The organism is Marinobacter mangrovi (assembly GCF_016798325.1).
Taxonomy (GTDB): domain Bacteria; phylum Pseudomonadota; class Gammaproteobacteria; order Pseudomonadales; family Oleiphilaceae; genus Marinobacter_A; species Marinobacter_A mangrovi.
This window is the reverse complement of the sequence record NZ_JAERVO010000001.1, coordinates 957,880-978,423: the sequence shown is the minus strand read 5'-3', so window position 1 is coordinate 978,423 and position 20,544 is coordinate 957,880. Positions and strand designations below refer to the sequence as shown.

The following is a 20,544-nucleotide window of genomic DNA, read 5'->3' as shown; positions in this document are numbered from 1 at the left end:
GTTGCGATTTTCGGCGTCTCCGTATTCGGTTTGTTCGATTCAATAAATCGATTTTTTGGATAAAAGAGCGGTTTGGACTTAATCGGAAAAGCGGGGAGCCCAAACAACAGCTAGGCTTAGGAAGGCTCGGGTTTAACTCCTGAGCCTCCTTCATTAAAAACAAGCGGCGAGGAGTGCCAGAATGAGCAAAAAGTCGTCGATGACCGACAGTCAGGTGGATGCTGTGGCGGCCGTCTGCCTGATTTTGCTGGTGGTTGCTTTTGCGGTGGTTTGGGTGAGCGGCCAGTAGCGCCCTTCAGGTCTGGGTCGCCAGGACCCAGCGCACGACCAGCGCCACGGAAACCACGAAAACGATCAGAAACAGGATACCGCCAATGATGTAGGGCAGTGGCGAGCTGCTGCTGAAATCATGGTGCCGATGGCGCTCGCTCTGGACACCGAAGGCGCCGGCGAGAATGCCTTGCATGACCTTGAGGACACCGGGTTTGCGAGGCGTTTTTTCAGGATCGTGGGTCTTGTCGTCTGCCATGGAGTGACTCCAGCGGGGCCGGCCGACAGCCCCGCCGTTGTCGCCCGACATTACTCTGCCGGATCGTACGCCAGACTCGGGGCCAGCCAGCGTTCAGCCTCCGCTTTGCTGATGCCTTTCCGTTTAGCGTAGTCCTCGACCTGATCCTGTCCAATCTTGCCGACCGAGAAATACTTCGCCTCGGGATGCGCAAAGTACCAACCCGACACGGCCGCCGCGGGCAGCATGGCGAAATGCTCGGTCAATTCCATGCCGGCATTGGCGGGGGCTTGCAGCAGGTCGAACAGGGCGGCCTTTTCGGTGTGGTCCGGGCAGGCCGGATATCCCGGAGCGGGCCGGATACCGCGGTAACGCTCGCGAATCAGCGCGTCGTTGTCCAGGGTTTCCTCCGGGTCATAGCCCCAGAATTCCTTACGCACGCGCTCGTGCATGCGCTCGGCAAAGGCTTCCGCCAGACGATCCGCGAGGGCTTTCACCATGATGGCGTTGTAGTCGTCGTTTTTCGCCTTGTATTCCTCGGCCAGGTCATCGGCGCCAATACCCGCAGTCACCGCAAATCCGCCCACGTAATCACACTGATCGCTGTCTTCCGGAAGCAGATAATCGGACAGCGCCAGCATGGGTTTGCCCGGTGATTTTTCATCCTGCTGACGCAGGTGGTGCAGGGTGGTCAGGATCTCCTGGCGGCTTTCGTCGGTGTAGACCACCAGATCGTCACCGCGACGGTTGGCCGGCCAGAAACCGATCACGGCCCGCGCCTTGAGGCGCTTTTCCTCGAGGATCCGCTTGAGGATCGCCTGGGCGTCGTCGAACAGCGTCCGGGCGGCATCGCCGCGCTTGGGATCGTCAAAGATCGCCGGGTACTTGCCGGACATGTCCCAGGAAATAAAGAACGGCGTCCAGTCGATGTAATCGACCAGCTCGTTCAGGTCATAGTCGTCGAACACCTTCAGGCCGGTGAACGCGGGTTTGACCGGCTGGTAGCCGTCGAAGGAGATCTCCGTGTCCCGCTCGCGGGCGGCGGACAGGTCAATGAGCTTGGTCCGCTCGCCCCGATTCTTGCGACGCTCGCGGATCTTGTCGTACTCGGTGCGGGTGGACTCGACCAGCGGCTCCTTGGCAGTCCGGCTCAGCAGCTGTGAGGCGATATTGACGCAGCGGGACGCGTCCGACACGTATAGTGCCAGGTCGTTCTTGTACTGCGGCTCGATCTTGACCGCTGTATGCGCCTTGGAGGTGGTGGCGCCACCGATCATCAGCGGCACGTCGAACTCCAGCCGCTGCATTTCCCGGGCAACGTGGACCATTTCGTCCAGCGACGGCGTGATCAGGCCGCTGAGACCGATGATGTCCACGTTCTCTTCCTTGGCGGTGGCCAGGATCTTTTCGCAGGGCACCATGACGCCGAGATCAATCACCTCGTAGTTGTTGCACTGCAGCACCACACCGACAATGTTCTTGCCGATATCGTGAACATCGCCTTTCACCGTCGCCATCAGGATCTTGCCCTTGGCCTGCTGTCCCTCGGTTTTCTCGGCTTCGATGTAGGGGATCAGGTGGGCCACCGCCTGCTTCATGACGCGGGCGCTCTTCACGACCTGCGGCAGGAACATCTTGCCGTCACCGAACAGGTCACCCACCACATTCATGCCGTCCATCAGCGGGCCTTCGATGACCTCGATGGGGCGATCCGCTTCCTGTCGGCAGGCTTCGGTGTCCTCGATGATGTAGGTGGTGATGCCCTTGACCAGTGCATGTTCCAGTCGTTTCTGAACGGGCCATTCGCGCCAGGCCAGATCTTCCTCGCGGGCTTTGCCGACTTCGCCTCGATAGCGCTCGGCCGCCTCGAGCAGGCGATCAGTGCCGTCCTCCCGGCGGTTGAGCACCACGTCGGTGACCAGCTCGCGCAACTCCGGATCAATCTCGTCATAGACCACCAGCTGACCCGGGTTGACGATCCCCATGTTCATGCCGGCCTTGATGGCGTGATACAGGAACACCGAGTGGATCGCCTCACGGACCACGTCGTTGCCCCGGAACGAGAAGGAGACGTTACTGACGCCGCCGGAAATGGACGCGTGGGGCAGGTTCTTGCGAATCCAGCCGGTCGCCTCGATAAAGTCGACGGCGTAGTTGTTGTGCTCTTCGATCCCGGTGGCGATGGCGAAAATGTTCGGATCGAAGATGATATCGCTGGGGTTGAAGCCGATGCCCACCAGCGTGTCGTAGGATCGCTTACAGATTTCGGTCTTGCGCTTGAAACTGTCCGCCTGGCCCTGTTCGTCAAAGGCCATGACCACGACGGCGGCGCCGTAGCGCATGCAGGATTTGGCGCGGGCGATGAACTCGGCTTCGCCTTCTTTCAGGCTGATGGAGTTCACCACCGCCTTGCCCTGGATACAGCGCAGACCGGCCTCGATCACTTCCCATTTGGACGAATCGATCATGATCGGGACGCGGGCGATATCCGGCTCGGACGCCACCAGGTTCAGGAAGCGGACCATCACGTCCTTCGAGTCGAGCATGCCCTCATCCATATTGATATCGATGATCTGGGCGCCGTTCTCGACCTGATCCCGGGCGACGCTGAGCGCCTCCTCGTACTGCTCTTCCTTGATCAGGCGCAGGAAACGCTTGGAGCCAGTGACGTTGGTGCGCTCGCCGACGTTGATGAACAGGGTGTTCTCATCGCCGGTGAAGGGCTCCAGGCCGGACAGGCGCAGCGCCGGCTTGATCTCGGGAATCTGGCGGGGTGGATACTTGGCCACGGCGTTGGCAATGGCTTCGATGTGGTCAGGGCGTGAACCACAGCAGCCGCCGATGATATTCAGGAAGCCGTCCCGCGCGAAGGCTTCGATAATGTCGGCCATCTCTTCCGGCGTCTGGTCATATTCGCCGAATTCGTTGGGCAGACCGGCATTGGGATGCGCGCTGACGTAGGTCGTGGACCGGTTGGACAGTTCCTCGATATACGGGCGCAGCGCATCGGCGCCCAGAGCGCAATTCAGGCCCACGGAAATCGGCCGGGCGTGGGCAATGGAATTCCAGAAGGCCTCGGTGGTCTGACCGGACAGGGTGCGTCCGGAGGCGTCGGTGATCGTGCCGGAGATCATGATCGGCAGCTCGATGCCGCTGTCTTCGAAATACTGCTGGGTCGCGTAAATGGCGGCCTTGGCGTTCAGCGTGTCGAAGATGGTCTCGATCAGGATCAAGTCAGAGCCGCCTTCCACCAGGCCCTTGACCGCTTCGTAGTAGTTCTCGTACAGCGTCTGGAAATCGACGTTGCGATACCCGGGGTTGTTCACATCCGGCGAGATGGAGGCCGTACGTGATGTTGGCCCGACGGCACCGGCAACAAAGCGGGGCTTATGGGGCTCACGCCCGGTAAATTCATCGGCAATCTGGCGCGCCAGTTGCGCGCCGGCCACGTTGAGCTCGTAGGCCAGCGACTCCAGGCCGTAGTCACTCTGGGAGAGCTGCGTGGAGTTGAACGTGTTGGTCTCGATGATGTCCGCGCCGGCAGCGAGATAATCCGCGTGGATATTGCGGAGCAGGGCAGGCTGGGTCAGGTTCAGCAGGTCGTTGTTGCCCTGGACATCCCGGTCGTAGTCCTTGAAGCGCTCGGCCCGGAAAGCGTCCTCGTCCAGCTTCAGGTTCTGGATCATGGTCCCCATGCCGCCGTCGAGGATAACAATGCGTTCCTTCAGGGCGTTGTGCAACTGCTTCAGTCGGGTCTCACGATCACTCATAGGGACTTTTCCGGGTTGTGTTGATCTGAATCGGGGCGCGAAATAATAGCAAAGATGCGGCGTATAGTCGTTAGGGGGCTTGCAATCGACGTGACCGCCTTCAAATCCATCGTCAAGATCAATGATGATTATAAAGACTGAGTAAAATACTAGGTCTTTTATGTTGGCCCATGGTGCCTTAAAATGAACTCAAATTCTCAAGCAGGTTAGAGAAATGGCATTGGTTACCGTTACTGATTCTGCCCGGGATTACCTGGCGCAACTGATCGAGAAGCAGGATGTCGAGGGTATGGGTGTCCGTATTTTCGTGACCCAACCGGGCACGAAGCATGCGGAAACCTGCTTGGCCTACTGTCCGCCCAACGAGGTGGTGCCGACGGACGAAACGGTTGATCTGGACAAGTTCACCCTGTTCCTGGATCACAACTCCGTTCCGTTCCTGGAAGATGCGTTCGTGGACTATTCCAAGGACAAGATGGGCGGCCAGCTCACCATCAAGGCGCCCAATGCCAAAGTGCCGAACATCGACGAGAACGCGCCATTACCGGATCGGATCAACTACATCCTGGCTTCCGAGATCAATCCCGGCCTGGCGTCCCACGGTGGCGAGGTGTCGCTGGTCGAAGTGGCGGATGGCTCCATCGCGGTGCTTCGCTTCGGCGGCGGCTGCCAGGGTTGCAGCGCGGTCAGCCTGACCCTGAAGCAGGGCGTTGAGACCACACTCACTGAGCGTATTCCGGAGCTGACCGGCGTGCGTGACGTCACGGATCACTCCTACACGGAGAACGCCTACTACCAGTAAGCGTCATGATTCGACAAGAAAGGTGCCGCTGGCACCTTTTTTTGTGCCCGCCCGTTTCGTGGACTTTCCAGTCTGTTTTTTTTCGGCAGGACGGCCAATGTTACCGTCTTCCCGCTGGCCCATCATGGCTATCATAATAAGGCTCGCGATAGCCAACACAGGTTCCGGACTCTCTATCGGGCGGGTCCGACGATGACGTTTATGTTCCGGCTCGGCAGGCCCGGACAGATTGACTGGGGTACCCATGTTCAGCGATTCAACGCTGTGGTCCATTCCGTTGATGGCCGCTTTTGTTGGCTGGTTCACCAACTGGTTGGCGATCCAGATGTCCTTCTATCCGGTGAATTTCATCGGTTTGGGGCGCTGGTTCGGCTGGCAGGGCGTGATTCCACGCAAGTCGGAGAAGATGGCCCACATCTGTGTGGACCGCACGCTGCAGCAATTCGGTGATCTGAGCCTGGTCTATGAAAAGCTGGATCCCGAACGCATCGTCCAGCAAGTCGTCTCCCAGGTCACGCCGCGGCTGGATGAGTACATCGATGAGATCATGTACGACGTGCAGCCGGTGCTCTGGGACAACATGCCCACGTTTTTGCGCAACCGGATCTACCAGTGGGCCCGGGAGCAACTGCCCGCGCGAATTGAATCCCTGGTCGAGGATTTTGGCGACGACCTCAGTGACATCGTTGATCTGAAAGCGCTTCTGAGTCGCGAACTCAAGCGTCACCCCGACCTGATGAACCGCATCTTCCAGCAGGCCGGCGCCGTGGAACTGCGTTCAGTCATCAACAAGGGGGCCCTGATCGGTGGCCTGCTCGGTGCGGCGATCCTGCCGGCCTGGATATCCTTTCCGTTTCCGTGGTTGCTGCCACTGACCGGTTTCGTGGTCGGCTTCCTCACCAACTGGCTGGCGATCAACCTGATTTTTCGCCCCCTCAATCCGTTGCGGATCTTGGGTTGGCGGGTGCAGGGACTGTTCCTGCGTCGCCAGGATGAAATCAGCGACGTCTGGAGTCGCCTGGTCGCCGAAGAGCTGCTGACCGTGGAAAAGGTAGCCGACGCCATGATCAACGGACGGGAAGGCGGCCGAACCCGCGCCATCATCCAGAAGCACCTGCGGCCCCTGTTGGATCAGTCGGTGTTGATGAAGCTGGGCGCCCAGCTGAGTGTCGGAATGAGCGGCTATACCGAGCTGAAGAAGGCCATGAACGACAAAGCCATCCTGGCGACGGGGCACGTGTTCTGCGATCCGGAATTCAATCGCGAGCGGGCACCGGTGGTCGCCGGTGTTCTGGCCCAGCAAATGAAAGCGCTTGGCCCCGCCGAGTTCCAGGATATCCTGCGACCGGCCTTCAAGGAGGAGGAGCTGTACCTGATGCTGGTGGGCGGCCTGTTCGGCGCGATTGCTGGCGCGGTACAACTGGGTTTTCTTTATTACTGGCCGGTTTCGATCGGCTTTTAGGGCAACACACGGAGATCCCCACCATGGCGATCTGGCAAGATATTCTCGTACACATCGTGGTGACCGCGATAACCGTTCTGGTGGTGTTGGCGGCGTTCTATCGCTTCGTTTTGCGGCCGTACATCGATCGCAAGGTCGAAGAGCTGAAAGCGGCCGGTGACCGCGTTGAGCAACGCGTGCGCCAGGGTGTGAAGGAAGGCGTCCAGGAGGGGTTGATGGATCTGCCGGAGAGTACCTTCAAGGAATCGACCCGAACGTTCCTGAAGTTTGGATCGGGCCTGGTTGAGAACGGGCTCAGCAGCTTTCTCGGCTCGTTTGACGATCCGGAGCGACGGGACAGCCGTCCGGATTCAGCCCCTAACGGCCAGCGCTGAGTCGAATTTCTGGCGGTCGCGCTCATTCCAGAGGGCTTCCGCCCGGGCCAGAGCCGCGTCCTGGCTCTCGGCACGTCCGGCCTCATAAAGCGCGAGGGCGGCCGTGGAGATAACGGCGGCTTCGCCATACTCATCCGATAGATCGCCCCGCCAGACCCGCGCCATATCCGTCACATCGATCTTTTCCGGCTTCACGTGTCGTTGCGGGAAAAGTGCAGACCAGCTGTCCTCTTCGGTCACGAACCCGTCAACGTCCCGGCGGGCCCGGAAGACCTTCATCACGTTGTCCGGATTGCGTTCAATTTCTCCACCTTCACCCCGAATGACGGCAACACGCTCGTAACCCAGCAGTTCACCGGCGCCCTGGTGCAGGCCGGCGTAGGGCGGATGGAAAATGCCTTGCATCACTACCGGTGCAGACAGCGGATTGATCAGTCGGGACAGTGAATGCACCGGCGAGCGCAGTCCGAGAATCGGTCGCAGTTCGATCATTTCCGCCAGGCGAGGCGCGACATCGCGCAGGTGCATGTAGGACAGGTTGGTCTCATCCAGCTGGCGGGCGGCGGTTTCCCAGTCGTGGGCGACCGGAAAGCCGAATGCCTCCATGACGGTCGTCAGATAGATCCGCTCCGGTGTGTGCCCCTCGGCGCCGTGGACGAAAACCCGCAAGCCGGCCTCCGCCAGCAGCAGCAGGGAAAAGAAAAACCAGGGCGCGTGCCGGCGCTTGCCGGCGTAGGACGACCAGTCAATATCGACGGCCAGTCCTTCGGGGGCATTGGCCTGGGCCCGAACGGCGTCCACAAAGCCGGCCAGTTCCTCCGGTGACTCTTCCTTGACCCGCATCAGCATCAGGAAGGCCCCCAACTGCACGTCTTCCACCTCGCCGGCGAGAATCATCCCCATGGCATGGCGGGCCTCGACCCGGTTCAGCGACCGGGAGCCGCGCTTACCCCGGCCCAGAATGCGCACATAGGGCGCAAACGGATGTTCGCCGGGTTTGGTTTCGGGCAATGAGGCGTGTTCGTCGGACATGGCGTACCTACAGGCAGTTGGTGGGCCGGGGAAGCCCGGCAATCCGGCAGGCCACCTTCACGGCGCTGGTTCCGGGAAACAGCTGCATCAGGTAGATGCTGTTGCCTTTTTCCTCGCCAAAGTGCTGCTTGACGGCCTTCACGAAAAAGCGGGCGGCTGGCGGGGCCATTTCATGCTCGGCGTAGAAATCGCGCAGCATGTGAATGATCTCCCAGTGGGCGTCGTTCAACGCGATGTCCGACTCGGCGGCGATGCGCTCGGCCACCGGCGGCGTCCACGCCTCGGGATTTTCCAGAAAGCCTTCACTGTTGCGGGCGGGCATTACAACGGACATTACCAGCACACTACCTTATCTGCTTGAAGCGTCAGAGTAACAAATTCGGGGAAGTCTATGGACTGTACCTGAAATGGGTTGGTTTCCACAGGGACGCCGCGGGCTTCGGCGTCCGGCTGCAGTGCGTACAGCGTAATGCCGTCCGGCCATGACAGTGCCGTGTCGACGGTGGCCAGGACGGCGTTTTCCGTCAGCAACAGGCTGTCACCGGTCCGGAGGTCAGCCAGACAAGCGGAAAATCGAGGAACGTCGGGAGCCTTGTTCAGGATGTGCAGGCAGTTCATTACAGACGTACCACGTCAGTGAATTGGTTTTCCAGATCCCGGGCGGTGTCGACCGCCGATAGCGCCAGGCCTGGATCCACAGCGGACCCAAGTTGGTCCAGTTCGGCCTGAGTTACATACAGCGCTTCAATTCCGAAGATGGTGGCAGCGGACAGATTGCGGGAAACGGTTTTTTGTTCAATGCGCTTCGGCTGCTGGTCGCCGCGCAGCCAGTGGACGCCCTGTCCGGTGAATAGCAGCGCCACGGATTGGTCGAAGGCGGCGGCCGACAGTGCCATGTCCAGCGTTTCGCGTCCGCTCCAGTCGCCGTAGGGCGCTCGATCGATGACGAACAGGTAGCGCCGGCTCATGATTGGCCTCCGTTGAAATACAGGGTGCGCGTGCTGTCCTGGGTGGCCGCCAGCCAATCGCCTAATCCGGCGACCTGGTAGGGTGCCGATACATTGCTGGCGGGCTTCTCGTAGCGCCTGGCTTCGGAGTCGTCCAGCAAACCGCGCCTCAAGGCGGACGCGATGCAGCAGGTGGCCGGGATCTGGTGCTCGTTGAGGAATGCCCGCCATTCGGCCGGCCAGTCGGTTTCATCGCTGGGCGGGCTGGTCAGGTTGGAGGCCAGGTGCACGCCATCGCCATACAGGAAAACCTGGGCGATGGTGTGACCGCCGGAGATCGCGGCGCGGGCGAAGTGCAGGGCGGTCTGGGGCGCCTGACTGGCGTAGGGGGCACCGGTGATTACGAGGGTAAAGCGGGCGGCGTCCTCAGCAATCATGAGCATTCCTTAAACGGCTTAGACGAAAAAACCCCGGCGAACCGGGGTTTCTGGTACGGGAGACCTGAATGATATCAGTCGTCGTTCAGGGCGCCCAGAATGTGCAGCAGGCTGACGAACAGGTTGTAGATGTTCAGGTACAGCGCTGTGGTCGCCATGATGTAGTTGGTCTCACCACCGTGAATGATACGGCTGGTATCAAACAGGATGAAGCCAGACATCAGCAGGACGATGGCAGCACTGATCGCCAGGCTGAAGGCTGCGACGTCAACGCCAAACATGCCTGCAACGAGGGAGCCCAGAGCGGCCACCAGCACCACCACCAGACCGGCCATGAGCATGCCGCCCATGAAGCTGAAGTCCTTCTTGGTGGTCAGGACGTAGGCCGACAGGGTCATGAAGACGATGGCGGTACCGCCCAGCGCCTGCATGATGATGGCGCTGCCGTTGGACATGGCCAGGTAATGGTTGAGCAGCGGGCCGAGGCCCAGGCCGAGCAGGCCGGTGAAGGCGAACACGACGGCGATGCCGGCTGAGCTGTTCGCGGTCCGCGGCAGCACCAGCCATACCAGGGCCAGAGCACCCAGACTGCAGATCAGGCTGGCCCCCTGGCCGAGGCCGATTGACATGGACACACCGGCCATAATGGCGCTGAACAACAGCGTCATCGAGAGCAGGGAATAGGTATTGCGCAACACCTTCATCGCATTGGCGTCGATACCGGTCGTTGCACTTCCGGTATGGCTCTGGGCATAAGCACCCTGGCCGTTGCGAACTTGGAAGCGTCTGTCGTCCATCATAATCTCCAGTCAGATGGTGGAACGTTAAGGTTGGAACTTTCGAAGCAGTCTAGTGGCGCCTCTCTATATCTATACGGGAACGAAGGGCGATTCGCTTTACCGTGCTTGCAACAGAACCGCTACTAGACTACTTCAACAGTTCAATCAACCTACCCTCATGATAAGGGCAAATACGCAAGATTCAACGTCTTATCAAAGAATTTGTAACGCTTGGACCGAATTGTCTGTTTTTGGTTCAACATCATGGGATAACGATAAAATTCCCGTGAATCGCCGTTGACAGGCCAATCGATTCCGGTATCATGCTCCCCGCTGTCGCAAGGCAGCTCGCAACAAGCGAATGCGGTGGGCTGGCAGAGTGGCTGAATGCAGCGGTCTTGAAAACCGCCGAGGGTTAGTAGCCCTCCCGGGGTTCGAATCCCTGGCCCACCGCCACTTTTCTTCTCTTCTCGGCTTCCCCGAACGTTTCCAAAACGATCCGCACCAGATCCGGTGCAAACCACCACCTTCAGTGATTCCTGTGAGTTTTCCAGGGGCCGGATTTCGTTTAGATCGCCAGCCCGATCAGTAAGACCAGTTCTGACAGAACCACGCTGGCTCCCAGCGCATCCCCGGTATAGCCCCCCAATTGCGTTTTCAGATAACGGCCCCAGACCAATGCGACGCCAGCGGTGGCCAGCAGACTGATCAGCAGCAATGCATCATCCTTTAGCGTGCCGGTCAGAACGATGAGCAGGGTCACGACAAAGGCGAAACCCAGCCGTTTGGCCGGAAAGCCGGAGGCAACCGGTTTGGTTTTGCTGTGTTCGGACAAGGTGACGTAAGGCAAGTAGTGCATCATCAGCAGGGGCGTAAAACGCGAGATGGCCGGTGCCAGCAACAGCGCCAGCCAGATCGGCCGGGTATCCAGCAGCAATGCGGCTTTCAGCGCCAGGGCCATGATCAGGGCAGCCGCACCGTAGGTGCCGATCCGGCTGTCCTTCATGATCCGCAGCCGATCCTCCACCGTGTATCCGCCGCCCAGGGCATCAACGCTGTCGGCGAGGCCGTCCTCGTGGAAGGCACCGGTCAGCCAGAGGTGCAAAATCATCACCAGCAACACGCTGACGAGCGGGCTGAAAACCGCGTCCAGGGAGACGTAAACGGCGGCGTAGATGGCACCCAACAGCAGTCCTACGAGGGGAAAATACATGCTGCTGTTGTTCATGCGCTGCTGGGAATAATCGATCCGGACCGGCAGCGGAATCCGGGTGAGGAAGCTCACGGCCAGCCAGAAGGTTTGCCATTCCTGATTCAGTCGGGACGTTGGTGCGCTCACGTTCAACTCGTTCTGCCGGTGGAAGGCGCATTTTAAAGGGAAATGGTTGAATTGACAGGGGCAGGGGCGTCGACGTGTTAACCTGTGCGGCCTCGCTGCCTTTGCGCAGGGGTTGACGATGGTGGAACGTTAGGAGATCCGGCGGATGGCCGAAAACATACTGGTTCTGGGCGGGATTCGCTCCGGCAAGACGGCGTTGGCGGAACAGATGGCGGCTGATTCCGGCGCCCCGGTCACCTACGTGGCCACGGCGACGGCCGGCGATGACGAGATGGCGCGCCGGATCAAACGGCACCAGTCATTACGTCCCGATGAGTGGGGGCTGGTCGAGGAGCCCATCTCGTTGGCGCATGTGCTGGACTCGCAATCATCCGAAAACTGCCTGCTGGTGGATTGCATGAGTCTCTGGCTGAGCAATTTGCTGCATGCCGGTGACGAGGTGTTGGCGCTGGAGAAACAGCGATTCATTGATGCGTTGAGCGCTCACAACGGGCCCGTAGTGATCGTCAGTAACGAGGTCGGGCTGGGCACGATCGGCATGGACCCGCTGACCCGGCGTTTCTGCGACGAGCTGGGGTGGCTGAATCAGGCGCTAGCCCGGGTCTGCGATCGGGTCGTGATGAGTGTGGCCGGGCTGCCGCTGACGCTGAAAGCGCCGGCCTGATCCCACTCAGCGCAAGTGGGGTTCGGAAGCCAGCGGCGTATGACTCAGCAGGGCACTGAACTCCCCGTGTGGCGTCCGGTCAACGCGGATCCGGCTGCGGCAGGCAAAGGGCACGGCAAATCCGGAAAACGACTGGCTGAGCGGGATACCCAGCACATTGGCCAGGATCATCCGGATAACGCCGCCGTGGCAGACAAGCAGGATCCGTTTTCCGGGGTAAGTCGCTTTCAACTGCGTCCAGCCGCCCAGGACCCGCTCGGAAAAGGCCGTAAGCACTTCACCCCCTGCCGGCGTATTGGCGACCGGATCCGCCCAGAAGCGTTTCAGGTGATCACCGTACGCCGCCTCAATATCCGCTGCCGTTTTGCCTTCCCAATCCCCGAAACTGACTTCCCGCAGACGGTCGACCACCTCGACATCGAGCCCATGCTCCGCTCCCAGCCACTCAGCAAATCCGCGGCACCGTTGCAGCGGCGAGGTCACGATCACATCCCAGCGGTCTTCGCTTGAGATTGCTGTGCGCATCTGCCGCCAGCCAGTCTCGCTGAGGGGATCGTCCTTGCTGCCCCGGAACATGGGGCCGCCACTGGGTTCACCGTGGCGGATCAGGTCGATCAGCGTCGCGCCGTCATCACTCATGCGTCACTCCCGTCACTGACGCCGGCATCGGCGAAGCTGGCCATCTGGTTGTGCAGCGCGCACGCCGAGCGCAGCAGGGTCACGGCGGTCGCGGCACCACTGCCTTCGCCCAGCCGCATGCCCAGGTCAAGCAACGGCTCCGCGTCCAGCGCCGCCAGTACACGGCGATGCCCCTGTTCCGCCGAGCAGTGGCCGAAGTGCATCCAGGCGCTCAATGCGGGTTGTTGACGAACGGCCACCAGAGCCGCCGCCGAGGCAATAAAACCGTCCACCACGACGGGAATGCCCCGGGCTGCGGCGCCCAGGTAGGCACCGGCAATGGCCGCAATCTCGAAACCGCCCAGCGATTGCAGGACCGCCAGCGGATCGCGGTTTTTCCCATGCCGCTCAAGGGCACGACCGACGACCGTTGCCTTGTGCTTGATCGCTTCCGGATCGAGCCCGGTTCCGGCCCCCACGAGCGTTTCAGGCGCCTCATCCAGAAGGGCGCAGGCGATCGCGGCCGCGGCTGTGGTATTGCCTATGCCCATGTCCCCGGCGATCAACAGGTCGGCGCTGGCTTCGGCGGCCCGTGCGGCGGCCTGGTCGCCGGCGGAAAGGGCCTCTGCCAGCTGGCGACCGGTCATGGCCGGCTCTACAGCAATATTGCCGGTCGAGGGCGCAATGACCGCCTGTACTACGCCGGGCAGGTCGGCTGGCACCTCACCGACGGTGCCGAGATTAACGACCTCCAGTGAAGCCCCCAGCTGTTTGGCCAGCACGTTGATCGCGGCGCCACCGCCGGCGAAATTGGCAATCATCTGGGCGGTCACCGCCTGTGGAAACGCGGAAATCCCTTCCTCGCACACACCATGATCGCCGGCAAACACGGCGATATGAACACGGTCCGCGGAAGGCGTCTGGCGGCGTTGCTGGCCACACAGGGCAATGGCGGCGTTTTCCAGTCGACCCAGGGAGCCCGGGGGCTTGGTCAGCTGGTTTTGCTGCTCCCTGGCACGTTCAGTGAAGGCCATATCAGGCTCGGGTAGGGGGTGGGTCCAGGCAACCGGTAGGGTCATAACACATTCCTGCAGGGTGAGCGGGCGGACGATAGTCGTACGGTGCCGGTATGGTGTCAAGGTGGTGTCGGTCGAGTAGACTGTGCCGCTTGTCTGGAGTCATGCCCTGGGTCAATTGCCGGGCATTTACGTCGAGGAAGGCCTGAATTGTTAGCTTCTGCCGGTGTCTGTCTGTTTGCCGTGCTGCTGGATCACTGGCTGGGAGAACCCCGGCGATGTCATCCGCTGGTTGCCTACGGTCGGTGGGTGTCCAGGGTCGAGCAACGCTTGAATCGGGCTCCGGGTTCGATCAGCAATGGCGTGGCGGGGGTGATGATCCTCACCGTCCCGATCACGGGGGTTGCCTGGCTGGTCACTGACTTAACGCCCGACCCGTTACGGCTGACACTCGAGGTTATTGTACTCTGGCTGGCCATGTCCCTGAGAGGCCTCGCCGAGCACGGGCAGGCTGTCGCCGTTGAATTGGAAAAGGGCGACCTGCCTGCCGCCCGGAAGGCCGTCGGCCGGATCGTCAGCCGCAAAACCGAGGCACTGGACGACACCGGGGTAGCCACTGCGGCCACGGAGTCCATGCTGGAAAACGGAGCGGACGCGGTGTTCGCCAGCCTGTTCTGGTATCTCGTTGCTGGGCTGCCCGGGGTTGTCCTGCATCGCATGGTCAACACGCTGGACGCCATGTGGGGTTATCGAAACGAGCGATTCAATCGGTTCGGCCGGTTTGCTGCGCGCCTGGACGACGTCATGAACGCGATCCCGGCCCGTCTGACGGCGTTGACCTATGCACTGGTCGGCCAAACCCGAAGGGCCTGGCAATGTTGGCAGACGCAAGGGCGATCCTGGGAAAGCCCCAATGCCGGCCCGGTGATGGCAGCTGGAGCCGGCGCGCTCGGCGTATCCCTGGGTGGTGCGGCGCCCTACAGCGAAGGGCTGCGGCAGCGTCCGGTACTGGGCGCTGGGCCTGCGGCGACAGCCGATTCGATACGGGCCTCGATTCGCCTCGTCTACCGGGGCGTTGCATTGTGGCTGATCGCGGCGGTGTTGTTGTCGGTCATCCTGTGAAATCGGAAGGAACCATGGCATCTCCAAATAACCTGGCACACGGCGGGCGCCTCAATGAGGCGGTACGTCGCTGGCGCATTCCGAGAGAACAGTGGCTGGATCTGTCCACCGGCATCAATCCGGTCGGTTGGCCGATTCCGTCGTTGCCGGCGAGCGTCTGGCAACGACTTCCTGAAGACGATGACGGACTGGAACGGATCCTGAAAAGCTGGGCCCAAGCCGCAGAGAGCGCAGGTGTCCTGCCAGTGCCCGGTTCCCAGGCCGCTATTCAGGGTTTGCCTCGCCTCCGCGCTCGGTGCCGTGTGGGTGTGCCCGCTCCGGGCTACGAGGAGCACGGTCGTTGCTGGGCGTTGGCAGGTCATGACGTCGTGCCCGTGGAGGTCGCCAAGTCCGAAAACAACGACGACTGGCTCGATGCGCTGGATGTCCTGGTCTGGATTCATCCCAATAACCCGACGGGATTGCGGGTCGATCGTGAGACGCTGTTGCACTGGCACGATCGCTTGCAGTCCCGGGGTGGCTGGCTGGTGGTCGATGAGGCTTTTCTGCTGCCGGATGAAACCACTCACAGCCTGGCACCGTTTGCCGATCGCCCCGGGTTGCTCGTCCTGAAGTCCATTGGCAAGTTCTTCGGACTCGCAGGGCTGCGCGCGGGCGCCCTGTTCGGTGAGTCCGGAATTGTCGATCGTCTGGCGTCCGATCTGGGGCCCTGGGCCGTCAGTGGGCCGGCTCGCGCCATCCTGACTGAAGCGCTGACGGATATCGGCTGGCAAACACACACCGCCGGGCGCCTGCGCCGGGACAGTGAGCGCCTGGCCGGTTTGTTGGCAGGGGTTGGGTTGTCAGTGGCCGGAGGCACGGCGCTGTTCCAGTACGTTGTGACGGAACAGGCCGTCCCGCTGGCCGATCAACTGGCCGCTCGCGGGATTCTGATGCGTCGGTTTGAGACACCGACTGCATTGCGGTTCGGGCTACCCGGCGTCGAGAGCGAGTGGGCCCGACTTGAGCGGGCGTTTTGCGACATTCGGGGTGCGGGCTCTGCGGGCCATTCGTTCGACGATCCCCAATCTTCCGCGTTTTAACCACAGGCTGTATCGACTATGACCACCTTGATGATTCAGGGCACCACCTCCGATGCCGGCAAGAGCACCGTCGTTGCGGCCCTGTGTCGCTGGCTGGCTCGCCAGGGCGTCTCGGTTGCGCCTTTCAAACCCCAGAACATGGCGCTGAACAGTGCGGTAACCGTCGACGGCGGAGAAATCGGCCGGTCGACGGCGTTGCAGGCGCTGGCCTGCGGTATCGAACCCCACAGCGACATGAACCCGGTTTTGCTCAAACCCCAGACGGATTCGGGCGCCCAGGTCATTCTGCGTGGCCAGGTCCACGGCAGCATGGGGGCGCTGGACTACCACGCCTACAAAGCCGAGGCCGCTGAATCGGTGATGGCCGCCTGGCGCGCGCTTTCGGAACGGTACGACGTGATCGTGGCGGAAGGGGCGGGCAGTCCGGCCGAAATCAACCTGCGCGCGAACGACATCGCGAACATGGGCTTTGCCGAAGCCGCCGATTGCCCCGTGTTGCTGGTCGGTGACATCGAACGGGGTGGGGTGTTTGCCCAGTTGGTCGGTACGCTGGCGCTGCTCTCGGAAAGCGAGCAGGCTCGCATTGCCGGCTTCGTGATCAACCGGTTCCGGGGCGACGCGGGGCTGTTGGACTCTGGTCTGAGCTGGCTCACTGAGCGCACGGGCAAGCCGGTGGTCGGCGTGTTGTCCTACCTCAAGGGCCTGTTGCTGGACGCCGAGGACAGCGTCAACCTGGGCGGCGCCGAGGGGGGTGGAAAGCTTCGGGTTATCGTGCCGAGACTGCCGCGCATCAGTAACCACAACGACTTCGATCCCTTGCGGGCGCATCCGGAAGTGGATCTGCGATTCGTCGGCGAGGGCGAAGCGATTCCGCCGGGCGACGTCATCATCCTGCCGGGGAGCAAAAGCACCCGCTCGGACCTGGGCTGGCTGAAGGCGCATGGCTGGCCGGCCGCCATCACCCGGCACCTGCGTTATGGCGGCCATGTCTTTGGGATTTGCGGTGGATTCCAGATGCTGGGGGAGTGGGTGGCCGATCCGGACGGACTGGAAGGCACGCCCGGAAACACCGAAGGGCTGGGCTGGCTGGCGATCAATACGCGCATGGTCTCCGGCAAGCAATTGCGTAACGTTACCGGAAGCCTCCACCTGGACGGTCCTGAGAGCCCGGTGCCGCTGACCGGATACGAGATTCACAACGGCGTCACCACGGGGGCCGCACTCAACAGGCCGCTGGCTTATCTCGACGGTCGGCCGGACGGCGCGATCAGCGACGACGGTCAGGTAATGGGCACCTACGTGCATGGAGTCTTCGATCGCGCAGAGGCCTGTACGGCGCTCCTGGCCCATTGGGGACTGCGCAGTCGCCGGGCCGTCGATTATCAGCAGCACCGCCTGCATCAGCTCGATCGACTGGCGGATCAGCTGGAGAAAGAACTGGATACCGACCTGCTGCGTCGGCTACTGAAACTGAACGGGGAAACGGTTTGATGTCCGCCGACAACGCCTTTACCGACGAGGAACGCAGCGGACTGTACCGCGCCATTTTCGAGCGCCGGGACGTGCGCTCCCAATTCCTGCCGGACCCGGTGCCGCCGGACGTGCTCGGGCGCCTTCTGGAAGCCGCCCACCACGCGCCGTCCGTGGGTTTCATGCAGCCCTGGGATTTTCTGGTCATCGAAAGCCGTGAGGTTCGCCAGCGTGTGCTGGATAATTTCGACCAGGAAAACCAGCGGGCTGCGGACAATTACACCGGCGAACGCGAATCCACGTACCGCAGCCTCAAACTCCAGGGCATTCTCGATAGTCCGTTAAACCTCTGTATCACCTGCGACCGCAGTCGCGGTGGCTCGAACGTCCTGGGCCGGAATTCCATCGTGGAAACGGATCTGTTCAGCACCTGCCTGGCGGTCCAGAACCTGTGGCTGGCGGCACGGGCCGAAGGCATTGGCGTGGGCTGGGTCAGCATCCTGGACCAGGACAAGCTGGCGCAGGTGCTGGAGTTGCCGGAGGGCGTCTACCCGTTGGCTTACCTGTGTATCGGGTATGTGAGTGAATTCCTGGACCAGCCGGAACTGCAGGCCAAGGGCTGGCGTTCCCGGTTGCCGCTGGATGAGCTGGTGCACCATGACCGCTGGTCCGGCGCGCTGGGCTCTGAGCACCCGCTGGCGGAGTGGCTGGCAGAGCGGCCTGAACGGAAATAATCGTAAAATCGCCAGGATGCGTTGCGCCCGCCGTAAGAGTTGCATTACGATGGACGCCTTGAAGATGGGTGCCTCTCACAGAGAGGATAATCGGGAAGTATGGTGCAGCCTCACGGCCAATTCCATCGCTGCCCCCGCATCGGTAATGAAGATGTAGCCTGCACGAGCCACTGGCATTTGCCGGGAAGGCGTAGGCGACGAGACGGTCGACAGACCGTTTCCTCTTCGAGCCCGAAGACCGGCCCGTCACTTCGATCCATCCAATGACGGTGCGGCGGGCACCGGGGGAGATAACATGTCTGTAGTTTCCACGCCTTCCACGGAACGGGCGTCCCGTTCTGGTTCCCACGTTTCATCAGCCATCCAGCAGGGTGTGGTTGCGCTTTTCGGCGCGCTGATCCTTTATGCGGTGGGCTTCCTGCCGATGAGTGCCGCGCACAATGCCGCGCACGACACCCGGCACACGTTCGTTTTTCCCTGCCACTGAGCACGGATCATCACTGACAACCGCTGACGTTCGTCGGTCGACTTGCTGACCGGCCAACCGCGTCACGTGATTCTGTGTTTTCATCGGAGGGAAAACCATGTTCCGTTCATTGATCCTGGGCGCCTGTCTGGTTGGGCTGATCCTGGGGCTGGCCATGACGGCCTTTGAAGCATTGGGCACGTCGCCCATCATCCTTGCCGCCGAGCAATACGAAACCGCTGAGCCGGTAGCTCACCATCACGATCACGCCGATCACGACCACGGCGAGAGCACAGGCCACCATCATGGCGATAACGCCTGGGCCCCGGCGGACGGCGCCGAACGCCTGTTCTACACCACGGTTTCCAATATCTGCGCCGGTATCGGCTTCGCGGCCATCCTGCTGGTCCTGATGAACCAACTGCGGGAAAGGGGCCGAATGACCCCAAAAGTCCAGCAGGGTTTGTTGCTGGGCGCACTGGGATATCTGGCGGTGTTCATTGCGCCGTCGATCGGTCTGCCGCCTGAAATTCCCGGGGCCAGCGCCGCAGCTCTCGAACTCCGGCAAACCTGGTGGATCGTCACTGTGATGTTGGCGGCCGCCGGTCTCGGTTTACTGTTTCTCGCCGCGGGCTGGAAGCGGCTCCTGGGTGTGCCGTTGCTGATCGCTCCGCAGCTTTTCGTGCCGGCCCATGACGGACCGATGTTCGCCAATCCGGATCCCGAGGCGGTGCTGGCGCTGACCGAGCTGCATCACCGATTTATCTGGGCATCCGGGCTGGCCAATCTCGGGTTCTGGCTGCTGGCCGGCGTGCTGTGCGCCCTGGTGCTGAAACGTCTGGCGGACAAGGGGCGGTTGGGTCATGTCAACGCAGCCGACTGAGTTTCCGTTCACGGCCATCGTCGGTCAATCGTCGCTGAAGACGGCGCTGATCCTGAACGCGATTAACCCGAAAATCGGCGGCGTACTGATCAGCGGTCCCCGGGGAAGCGCCAAGTCGACACTGGCCCGGGCGTTGGCGGACATCCTGCCGATCGATGGTGAAGGCAGACGTTCGCCCTTCGTGAACCTGCCGCTGGGCACGAGCGAAGATCGCCTGATCGGCAGCCTCGACCTGCAGGGTGTGCTGGCCGATCAGAGCGTACGATTCCAGCCCGGTTTGCTGGCGAAGGCCGACAGTGGCGTTCTCTACGTGGATGAAGTCAACCTGTTGCCCGACGCGCTGGTGGACTTGCTGCTGGATGCGGCGGCCCGGGGCACCAACGTGGTGGAGCGGGACGGAATCAGCCACACCCACTCAGCGCGCTTTGCCCTGATCGGCACGATGAACCCGGATGAAGGGGAGTTGAGGCCACAACTGCTGGACCGTTTCGGGCTGTGCCTGGAGCTGGAGCGCTCGATTCCACGGGCGGACCGGGTGGCCATCGTCCAGCAGCGGGAAGCTTTCGAAAACGATCCACTGCGTTTCTGCGCGCAATTTGAAGACGCGCAGCAGACACTCGCGAATCGTATTGTCCACGCCCGGGAAAGCCTGGCCGCAGTGGCGACACCGGACTGGGCGTATCCCCACATCGCCGAACAATGCGAGGCGGCGGGCGTCGAAGGACTGCGCGCGGACGTGACCTGGCACCGGGCGGCGCAGGCCCATGCCGCCTGGCGAGGGGATGGTTCGATCTCGCTGCACGATATCGAAGCGGTCGAACCCTGGGTGCTCGCGCACCGGCGCACGACACCGCCCACGGAACCGCCGGCGCCCAAAGACGGCTCATCCGGATCGGACCCTCTCGATGGTCAGAATAGGGGGCGTCAGGGTGATGGCCGAGAAGAACAAGGGCAGTGGGGCGCTCTGCCGCCCGAGGCCCAGCGTACCGAAGCCGTCGACTGGCGCGCGCCACCGGCTTCACAGTCACAGCACAATGCC

The 20,544-nt window shown here is 61.7% G+C and carries 21 protein-coding genes, 1 tRNA gene, 1 pseudogene and 1 riboswitch; of the genes and pseudogenes, 12 read left to right on the top strand and 11 right to left on the bottom strand.

All coding sequences use genetic code 11. The features are described 5' to 3' along the window. Nucleotides 1–295: 295 nt before the first annotated feature. Both JL474_RS04360 and metH read right to left on the bottom strand, forming a co-directional pair. On the bottom strand, nucleotides 296–529 hold the full coding sequence (locus JL474_RS04360) for a DUF2970 domain-containing protein (protein WP_123634428.1): 234 nt from the start codon (nucleotides 527–529) through the stop codon (nucleotides 296–298). A 50-nt stretch (nucleotides 530–579) separates the two neighbouring features. Then, the gene (gene metH, locus JL474_RS04355; protein ID WP_203141056.1) at nucleotides 580–4,278 is read right to left on the bottom strand and encodes a methionine synthase; all 3,699 of its coding nucleotides are present in this window, start codon (nucleotides 4,276–4,278) and stop codon (nucleotides 580–582) included. A gap of 214 nt (nucleotides 4,279–4,492) precedes the next feature. Here metH and nfuA point away from each other — a divergent pair, with 214 nt between their 5' ends. From nfuA to JL474_RS04340, 3 genes are all read left to right on the top strand, one after another. Beyond that, nucleotides 4,493–5,080: a Fe-S biogenesis protein NfuA gene (gene nfuA, locus JL474_RS04350; protein WP_123634430.1), complete on the top strand. Its 588-nt coding sequence runs from the start codon at nucleotides 4,493–4,495 to the stop codon at nucleotides 5,078–5,080. 244 nt (nucleotides 5,081–5,324) lie between these two features. After that, nucleotides 5,325–6,542: a DUF445 domain-containing protein gene (locus JL474_RS04345; protein ID WP_123634431.1), complete on the top strand. Its 1,218-nt coding sequence runs from the start codon at nucleotides 5,325–5,327 to the stop codon at nucleotides 6,540–6,542. A 23-nt stretch (nucleotides 6,543–6,565) separates the two neighbouring features. Continuing rightward, on the top strand, nucleotides 6,566–6,916 hold the full coding sequence (locus JL474_RS04340; protein ID WP_203141055.1) for a hypothetical protein: 351 nt from the start codon (nucleotides 6,566–6,568) through the stop codon (nucleotides 6,914–6,916). Here JL474_RS04340 and JL474_RS04335 read toward each other — a convergent pair. From JL474_RS04335 to JL474_RS04310, 6 genes are all read right to left on the bottom strand, one after another. Further along, the gene (locus tag JL474_RS04335; RefSeq protein ID WP_203141054.1) at nucleotides 6,893–7,948 is read right to left on the bottom strand and encodes a glycosyl transferase family protein; all 1,056 of its coding nucleotides are present in this window, start codon (nucleotides 7,946–7,948) and stop codon (nucleotides 6,893–6,895) included. The genes JL474_RS04340 and JL474_RS04335 overlap by 24 nt on opposite strands. Nucleotides 7,949–7,955: 7 nt before the next feature. Further along, a complete protein-coding gene (locus JL474_RS04330; RefSeq protein WP_123634434.1) occupies nucleotides 7,956–8,282 on the bottom strand; it encodes a TusE/DsrC/DsvC family sulfur relay protein in 327 nt (108 codons plus the stop codon). Further along, nucleotides 8,282–8,566, bottom strand: coding sequence for a sulfurtransferase complex subunit TusB (gene tusB / locus JL474_RS04325; protein WP_203141053.1), 285 nt, complete (start codon nucleotides 8,564–8,566; stop codon nucleotides 8,282–8,284). The genes JL474_RS04330 and tusB overlap by 1 nt, the downstream gene beginning before the upstream one ends. Further along, on the bottom strand, nucleotides 8,566–8,916 hold the full coding sequence (locus JL474_RS04320; protein WP_123634436.1) for a DsrE family protein: 351 nt from the start codon (nucleotides 8,914–8,916) through the stop codon (nucleotides 8,566–8,568). Before JL474_RS04320 ends, tusB begins: the two co-directional genes overlap by 1 nt. Continuing rightward, entirely contained in the window at nucleotides 8,913–9,332 is a 420-nt protein-coding gene (gene tusD, locus JL474_RS04315; protein WP_203141052.1) for a sulfurtransferase complex subunit TusD, read from the bottom strand. The genes JL474_RS04320 and tusD overlap by 4 nt, the downstream gene beginning before the upstream one ends. 74 nt (nucleotides 9,333–9,406) lie before the next feature. Beyond that, nucleotides 9,407–10,129: a Bax inhibitor-1/YccA family protein gene (locus JL474_RS04310; RefSeq protein WP_123634484.1), complete on the bottom strand. Its 723-nt coding sequence runs from the start codon at nucleotides 10,127–10,129 to the stop codon at nucleotides 9,407–9,409. Nucleotides 10,130–10,476: 347 nt separating this feature from the next. On the opposite strand from JL474_RS04310, the gene JL474_RS04305 reads away from it, so the two are divergent. Further along, a tRNA-Ser gene (locus JL474_RS04305) sits at nucleotides 10,477–10,567 on the top strand. 112 nt (nucleotides 10,568–10,679) lie between these two features. On the opposite strand, the gene cobS is transcribed toward JL474_RS04305, so the two are convergent. After that, on the bottom strand, nucleotides 10,680–11,450 hold the full coding sequence (gene cobS / locus JL474_RS04300) for an adenosylcobinamide-GDP ribazoletransferase (protein WP_203141051.1): 771 nt from the start codon (nucleotides 11,448–11,450) through the stop codon (nucleotides 10,680–10,682). A gap of 145 nt (nucleotides 11,451–11,595) precedes the next feature. Between cobS and cobU the strand changes: the two genes are divergently transcribed. Further along, on the top strand, nucleotides 11,596–12,114 hold the full coding sequence (gene cobU / locus JL474_RS04295; protein WP_203141050.1) for a bifunctional adenosylcobinamide kinase/adenosylcobinamide-phosphate guanylyltransferase: 519 nt from the start codon (nucleotides 11,596–11,598) through the stop codon (nucleotides 12,112–12,114). Between the two features lie 6 nt (nucleotides 12,115–12,120). Here the strand turns inward: cobU and JL474_RS04290 are convergent, their stop codons facing one another. Both JL474_RS04290 and cobT read right to left on the bottom strand, forming a co-directional pair. Continuing rightward, on the bottom strand, nucleotides 12,121–12,753 hold the full coding sequence (locus JL474_RS04290; protein ID WP_203141049.1) for a histidine phosphatase family protein: 633 nt from the start codon (nucleotides 12,751–12,753) through the stop codon (nucleotides 12,121–12,123). Further along, a complete protein-coding gene (gene cobT, locus JL474_RS04285) occupies nucleotides 12,750–13,811 on the bottom strand; it encodes a nicotinate-nucleotide--dimethylbenzimidazole phosphoribosyltransferase (RefSeq protein WP_203141048.1) in 1,062 nt (353 codons plus the stop codon). Before cobT ends, JL474_RS04290 begins: the two co-directional genes overlap by 4 nt. A 147-nt stretch (nucleotides 13,812–13,958) precedes the next feature. On the opposite strand from cobT, the gene cbiB reads away from it, so the two are divergent. The 7 genes and pseudogenes from cbiB to JL474_RS21455 form a co-directional block, all read left to right on the top strand. After that, nucleotides 13,959–14,870, top strand: coding sequence for an adenosylcobinamide-phosphate synthase CbiB (cbiB, locus tag JL474_RS04280; RefSeq protein ID WP_203141047.1), 912 nt, complete (start codon nucleotides 13,959–13,961; stop codon nucleotides 14,868–14,870). 14 nt (nucleotides 14,871–14,884) lie between these two features. Next, entirely contained in the window at nucleotides 14,885–15,952 is a 1,068-nt protein-coding gene (cobD, locus tag JL474_RS04275) for a threonine-phosphate decarboxylase CobD (RefSeq protein WP_203141046.1), read from the top strand. A gap of 18 nt (nucleotides 15,953–15,970) precedes the next feature. Further along, entirely contained in the window at nucleotides 15,971–17,443 is a 1,473-nt protein-coding gene (locus tag JL474_RS04270; RefSeq protein WP_203141045.1) for a cobyric acid synthase, read from the top strand. Continuing rightward, on the top strand, nucleotides 17,443–18,156 hold the full coding sequence (gene bluB / locus JL474_RS04265; protein ID WP_203141044.1) for a 5,6-dimethylbenzimidazole synthase: 714 nt from the start codon (nucleotides 17,443–17,445) through the stop codon (nucleotides 18,154–18,156). The genes JL474_RS04270 and bluB overlap by 1 nt, the downstream gene beginning before the upstream one ends. A 49-nt stretch (nucleotides 18,157–18,205) precedes the next feature. Further along, nucleotides 18,206–18,417: riboswitch (cobalamin riboswitch) on the top strand. A gap of 34 nt (nucleotides 18,418–18,451) precedes the next feature. Beyond that, nucleotides 18,452–18,643 (top strand): CbtB domain-containing protein, encoded by a 192-nt coding sequence (locus JL474_RS04260; RefSeq protein ID WP_203141043.1) that lies wholly within the window; start codon nucleotides 18,452–18,454, stop codon nucleotides 18,641–18,643. Between the two features lie 97 nt (nucleotides 18,644–18,740). Then, the gene (locus JL474_RS04255) at nucleotides 18,741–19,505 is read left to right on the top strand and encodes a CbtA family protein (protein WP_203141042.1); all 765 of its coding nucleotides are present in this window, start codon (nucleotides 18,741–18,743) and stop codon (nucleotides 19,503–19,505) included. After that, nucleotides 19,486–20,520 (top strand): annotated as a pseudogene (locus JL474_RS21455) (ATP-binding protein); the annotation flags it as partial. The gene JL474_RS04255 and the pseudogene JL474_RS21455, both read left to right, overlap by 20 nt. Nucleotides 20,521–20,544 lie beyond the last annotated feature (24 nt).

What these genes read in the sequence shown, in the direction of transcription:
- JL474_RS04360 (WP_123634428.1), bottom strand. Translation starts at nt 529, where the DNA reads ATGGCAGACGACAAGACCCACGATCCTGAAAAAACGCCTCGCAAACCC.
- metH (WP_203141056.1), bottom strand. Translation starts at nt 4,278, where the DNA reads ATGAGTGATCGTGAGACCCGACTGAAGCAGTTGCACAACGCCCTGAAG.
- nfuA (WP_123634430.1), top strand. Translation starts at nt 4,493, where the DNA reads ATGGCATTGGTTACCGTTACTGATTCTGCCCGGGATTACCTGGCGCAA.
- JL474_RS04345 (WP_123634431.1), top strand. Translation starts at nt 5,325, where the DNA reads ATGTTCAGCGATTCAACGCTGTGGTCCATTCCGTTGATGGCCGCTTTT.
- JL474_RS04340 (WP_203141055.1), top strand. Translation starts at nt 6,566, where the DNA reads ATGGCGATCTGGCAAGATATTCTCGTACACATCGTGGTGACCGCGATA.
- JL474_RS04335 (WP_203141054.1), bottom strand. Translation starts at nt 7,948, where the DNA reads ATGTCCGACGAACACGCCTCATTGCCCGAAACCAAACCCGGCGAACAT.
- JL474_RS04330 (WP_123634434.1), bottom strand. Translation starts at nt 8,282, where the DNA reads ATGTCCGTTGTAATGCCCGCCCGCAACAGTGAAGGCTTTCTGGAAAAT.
- tusB (WP_203141053.1), bottom strand. Translation starts at nt 8,566, where the DNA reads ATGAACTGCCTGCACATCCTGAACAAGGCTCCCGACGTTCCTCGATTT.
- JL474_RS04320 (WP_123634436.1), bottom strand. Translation starts at nt 8,916, where the DNA reads ATGAGCCGGCGCTACCTGTTCGTCATCGATCGAGCGCCCTACGGCGAC.
- tusD (WP_203141052.1), bottom strand. Translation starts at nt 9,332, where the DNA reads ATGATTGCTGAGGACGCCGCCCGCTTTACCCTCGTAATCACCGGTGCC.
- JL474_RS04310 (WP_123634484.1), bottom strand. Translation starts at nt 10,129, where the DNA reads ATGGACGACAGACGCTTCCAAGTTCGCAACGGCCAGGGTGCTTATGCC.
- cobU (WP_203141050.1), top strand. Translation starts at nt 11,596, where the DNA reads ATGGCCGAAAACATACTGGTTCTGGGCGGGATTCGCTCCGGCAAGACG.
- JL474_RS04290 (WP_203141049.1), bottom strand. Translation starts at nt 12,753, where the DNA reads ATGAGTGATGACGGCGCGACGCTGATCGACCTGATCCGCCACGGTGAA.
- cobT (WP_203141048.1), bottom strand. Translation starts at nt 13,811, where the DNA reads ATGACCCTACCGGTTGCCTGGACCCACCCCCTACCCGAGCCTGATATG.
- cobD (WP_203141046.1), top strand. Translation starts at nt 14,885, where the DNA reads ATGGCATCTCCAAATAACCTGGCACACGGCGGGCGCCTCAATGAGGCG.
- JL474_RS04270 (WP_203141045.1), top strand. Translation starts at nt 15,971, where the DNA reads ATGACCACCTTGATGATTCAGGGCACCACCTCCGATGCCGGCAAGAGC.
- bluB (WP_203141044.1), top strand. Translation starts at nt 17,443, where the DNA reads ATGTCCGCCGACAACGCCTTTACCGACGAGGAACGCAGCGGACTGTAC.
- JL474_RS04260 (WP_203141043.1), top strand. Translation starts at nt 18,452, where the DNA reads ATGTCTGTAGTTTCCACGCCTTCCACGGAACGGGCGTCCCGTTCTGGT.
- JL474_RS04255 (WP_203141042.1), top strand. Translation starts at nt 18,741, where the DNA reads ATGTTCCGTTCATTGATCCTGGGCGCCTGTCTGGTTGGGCTGATCCTG.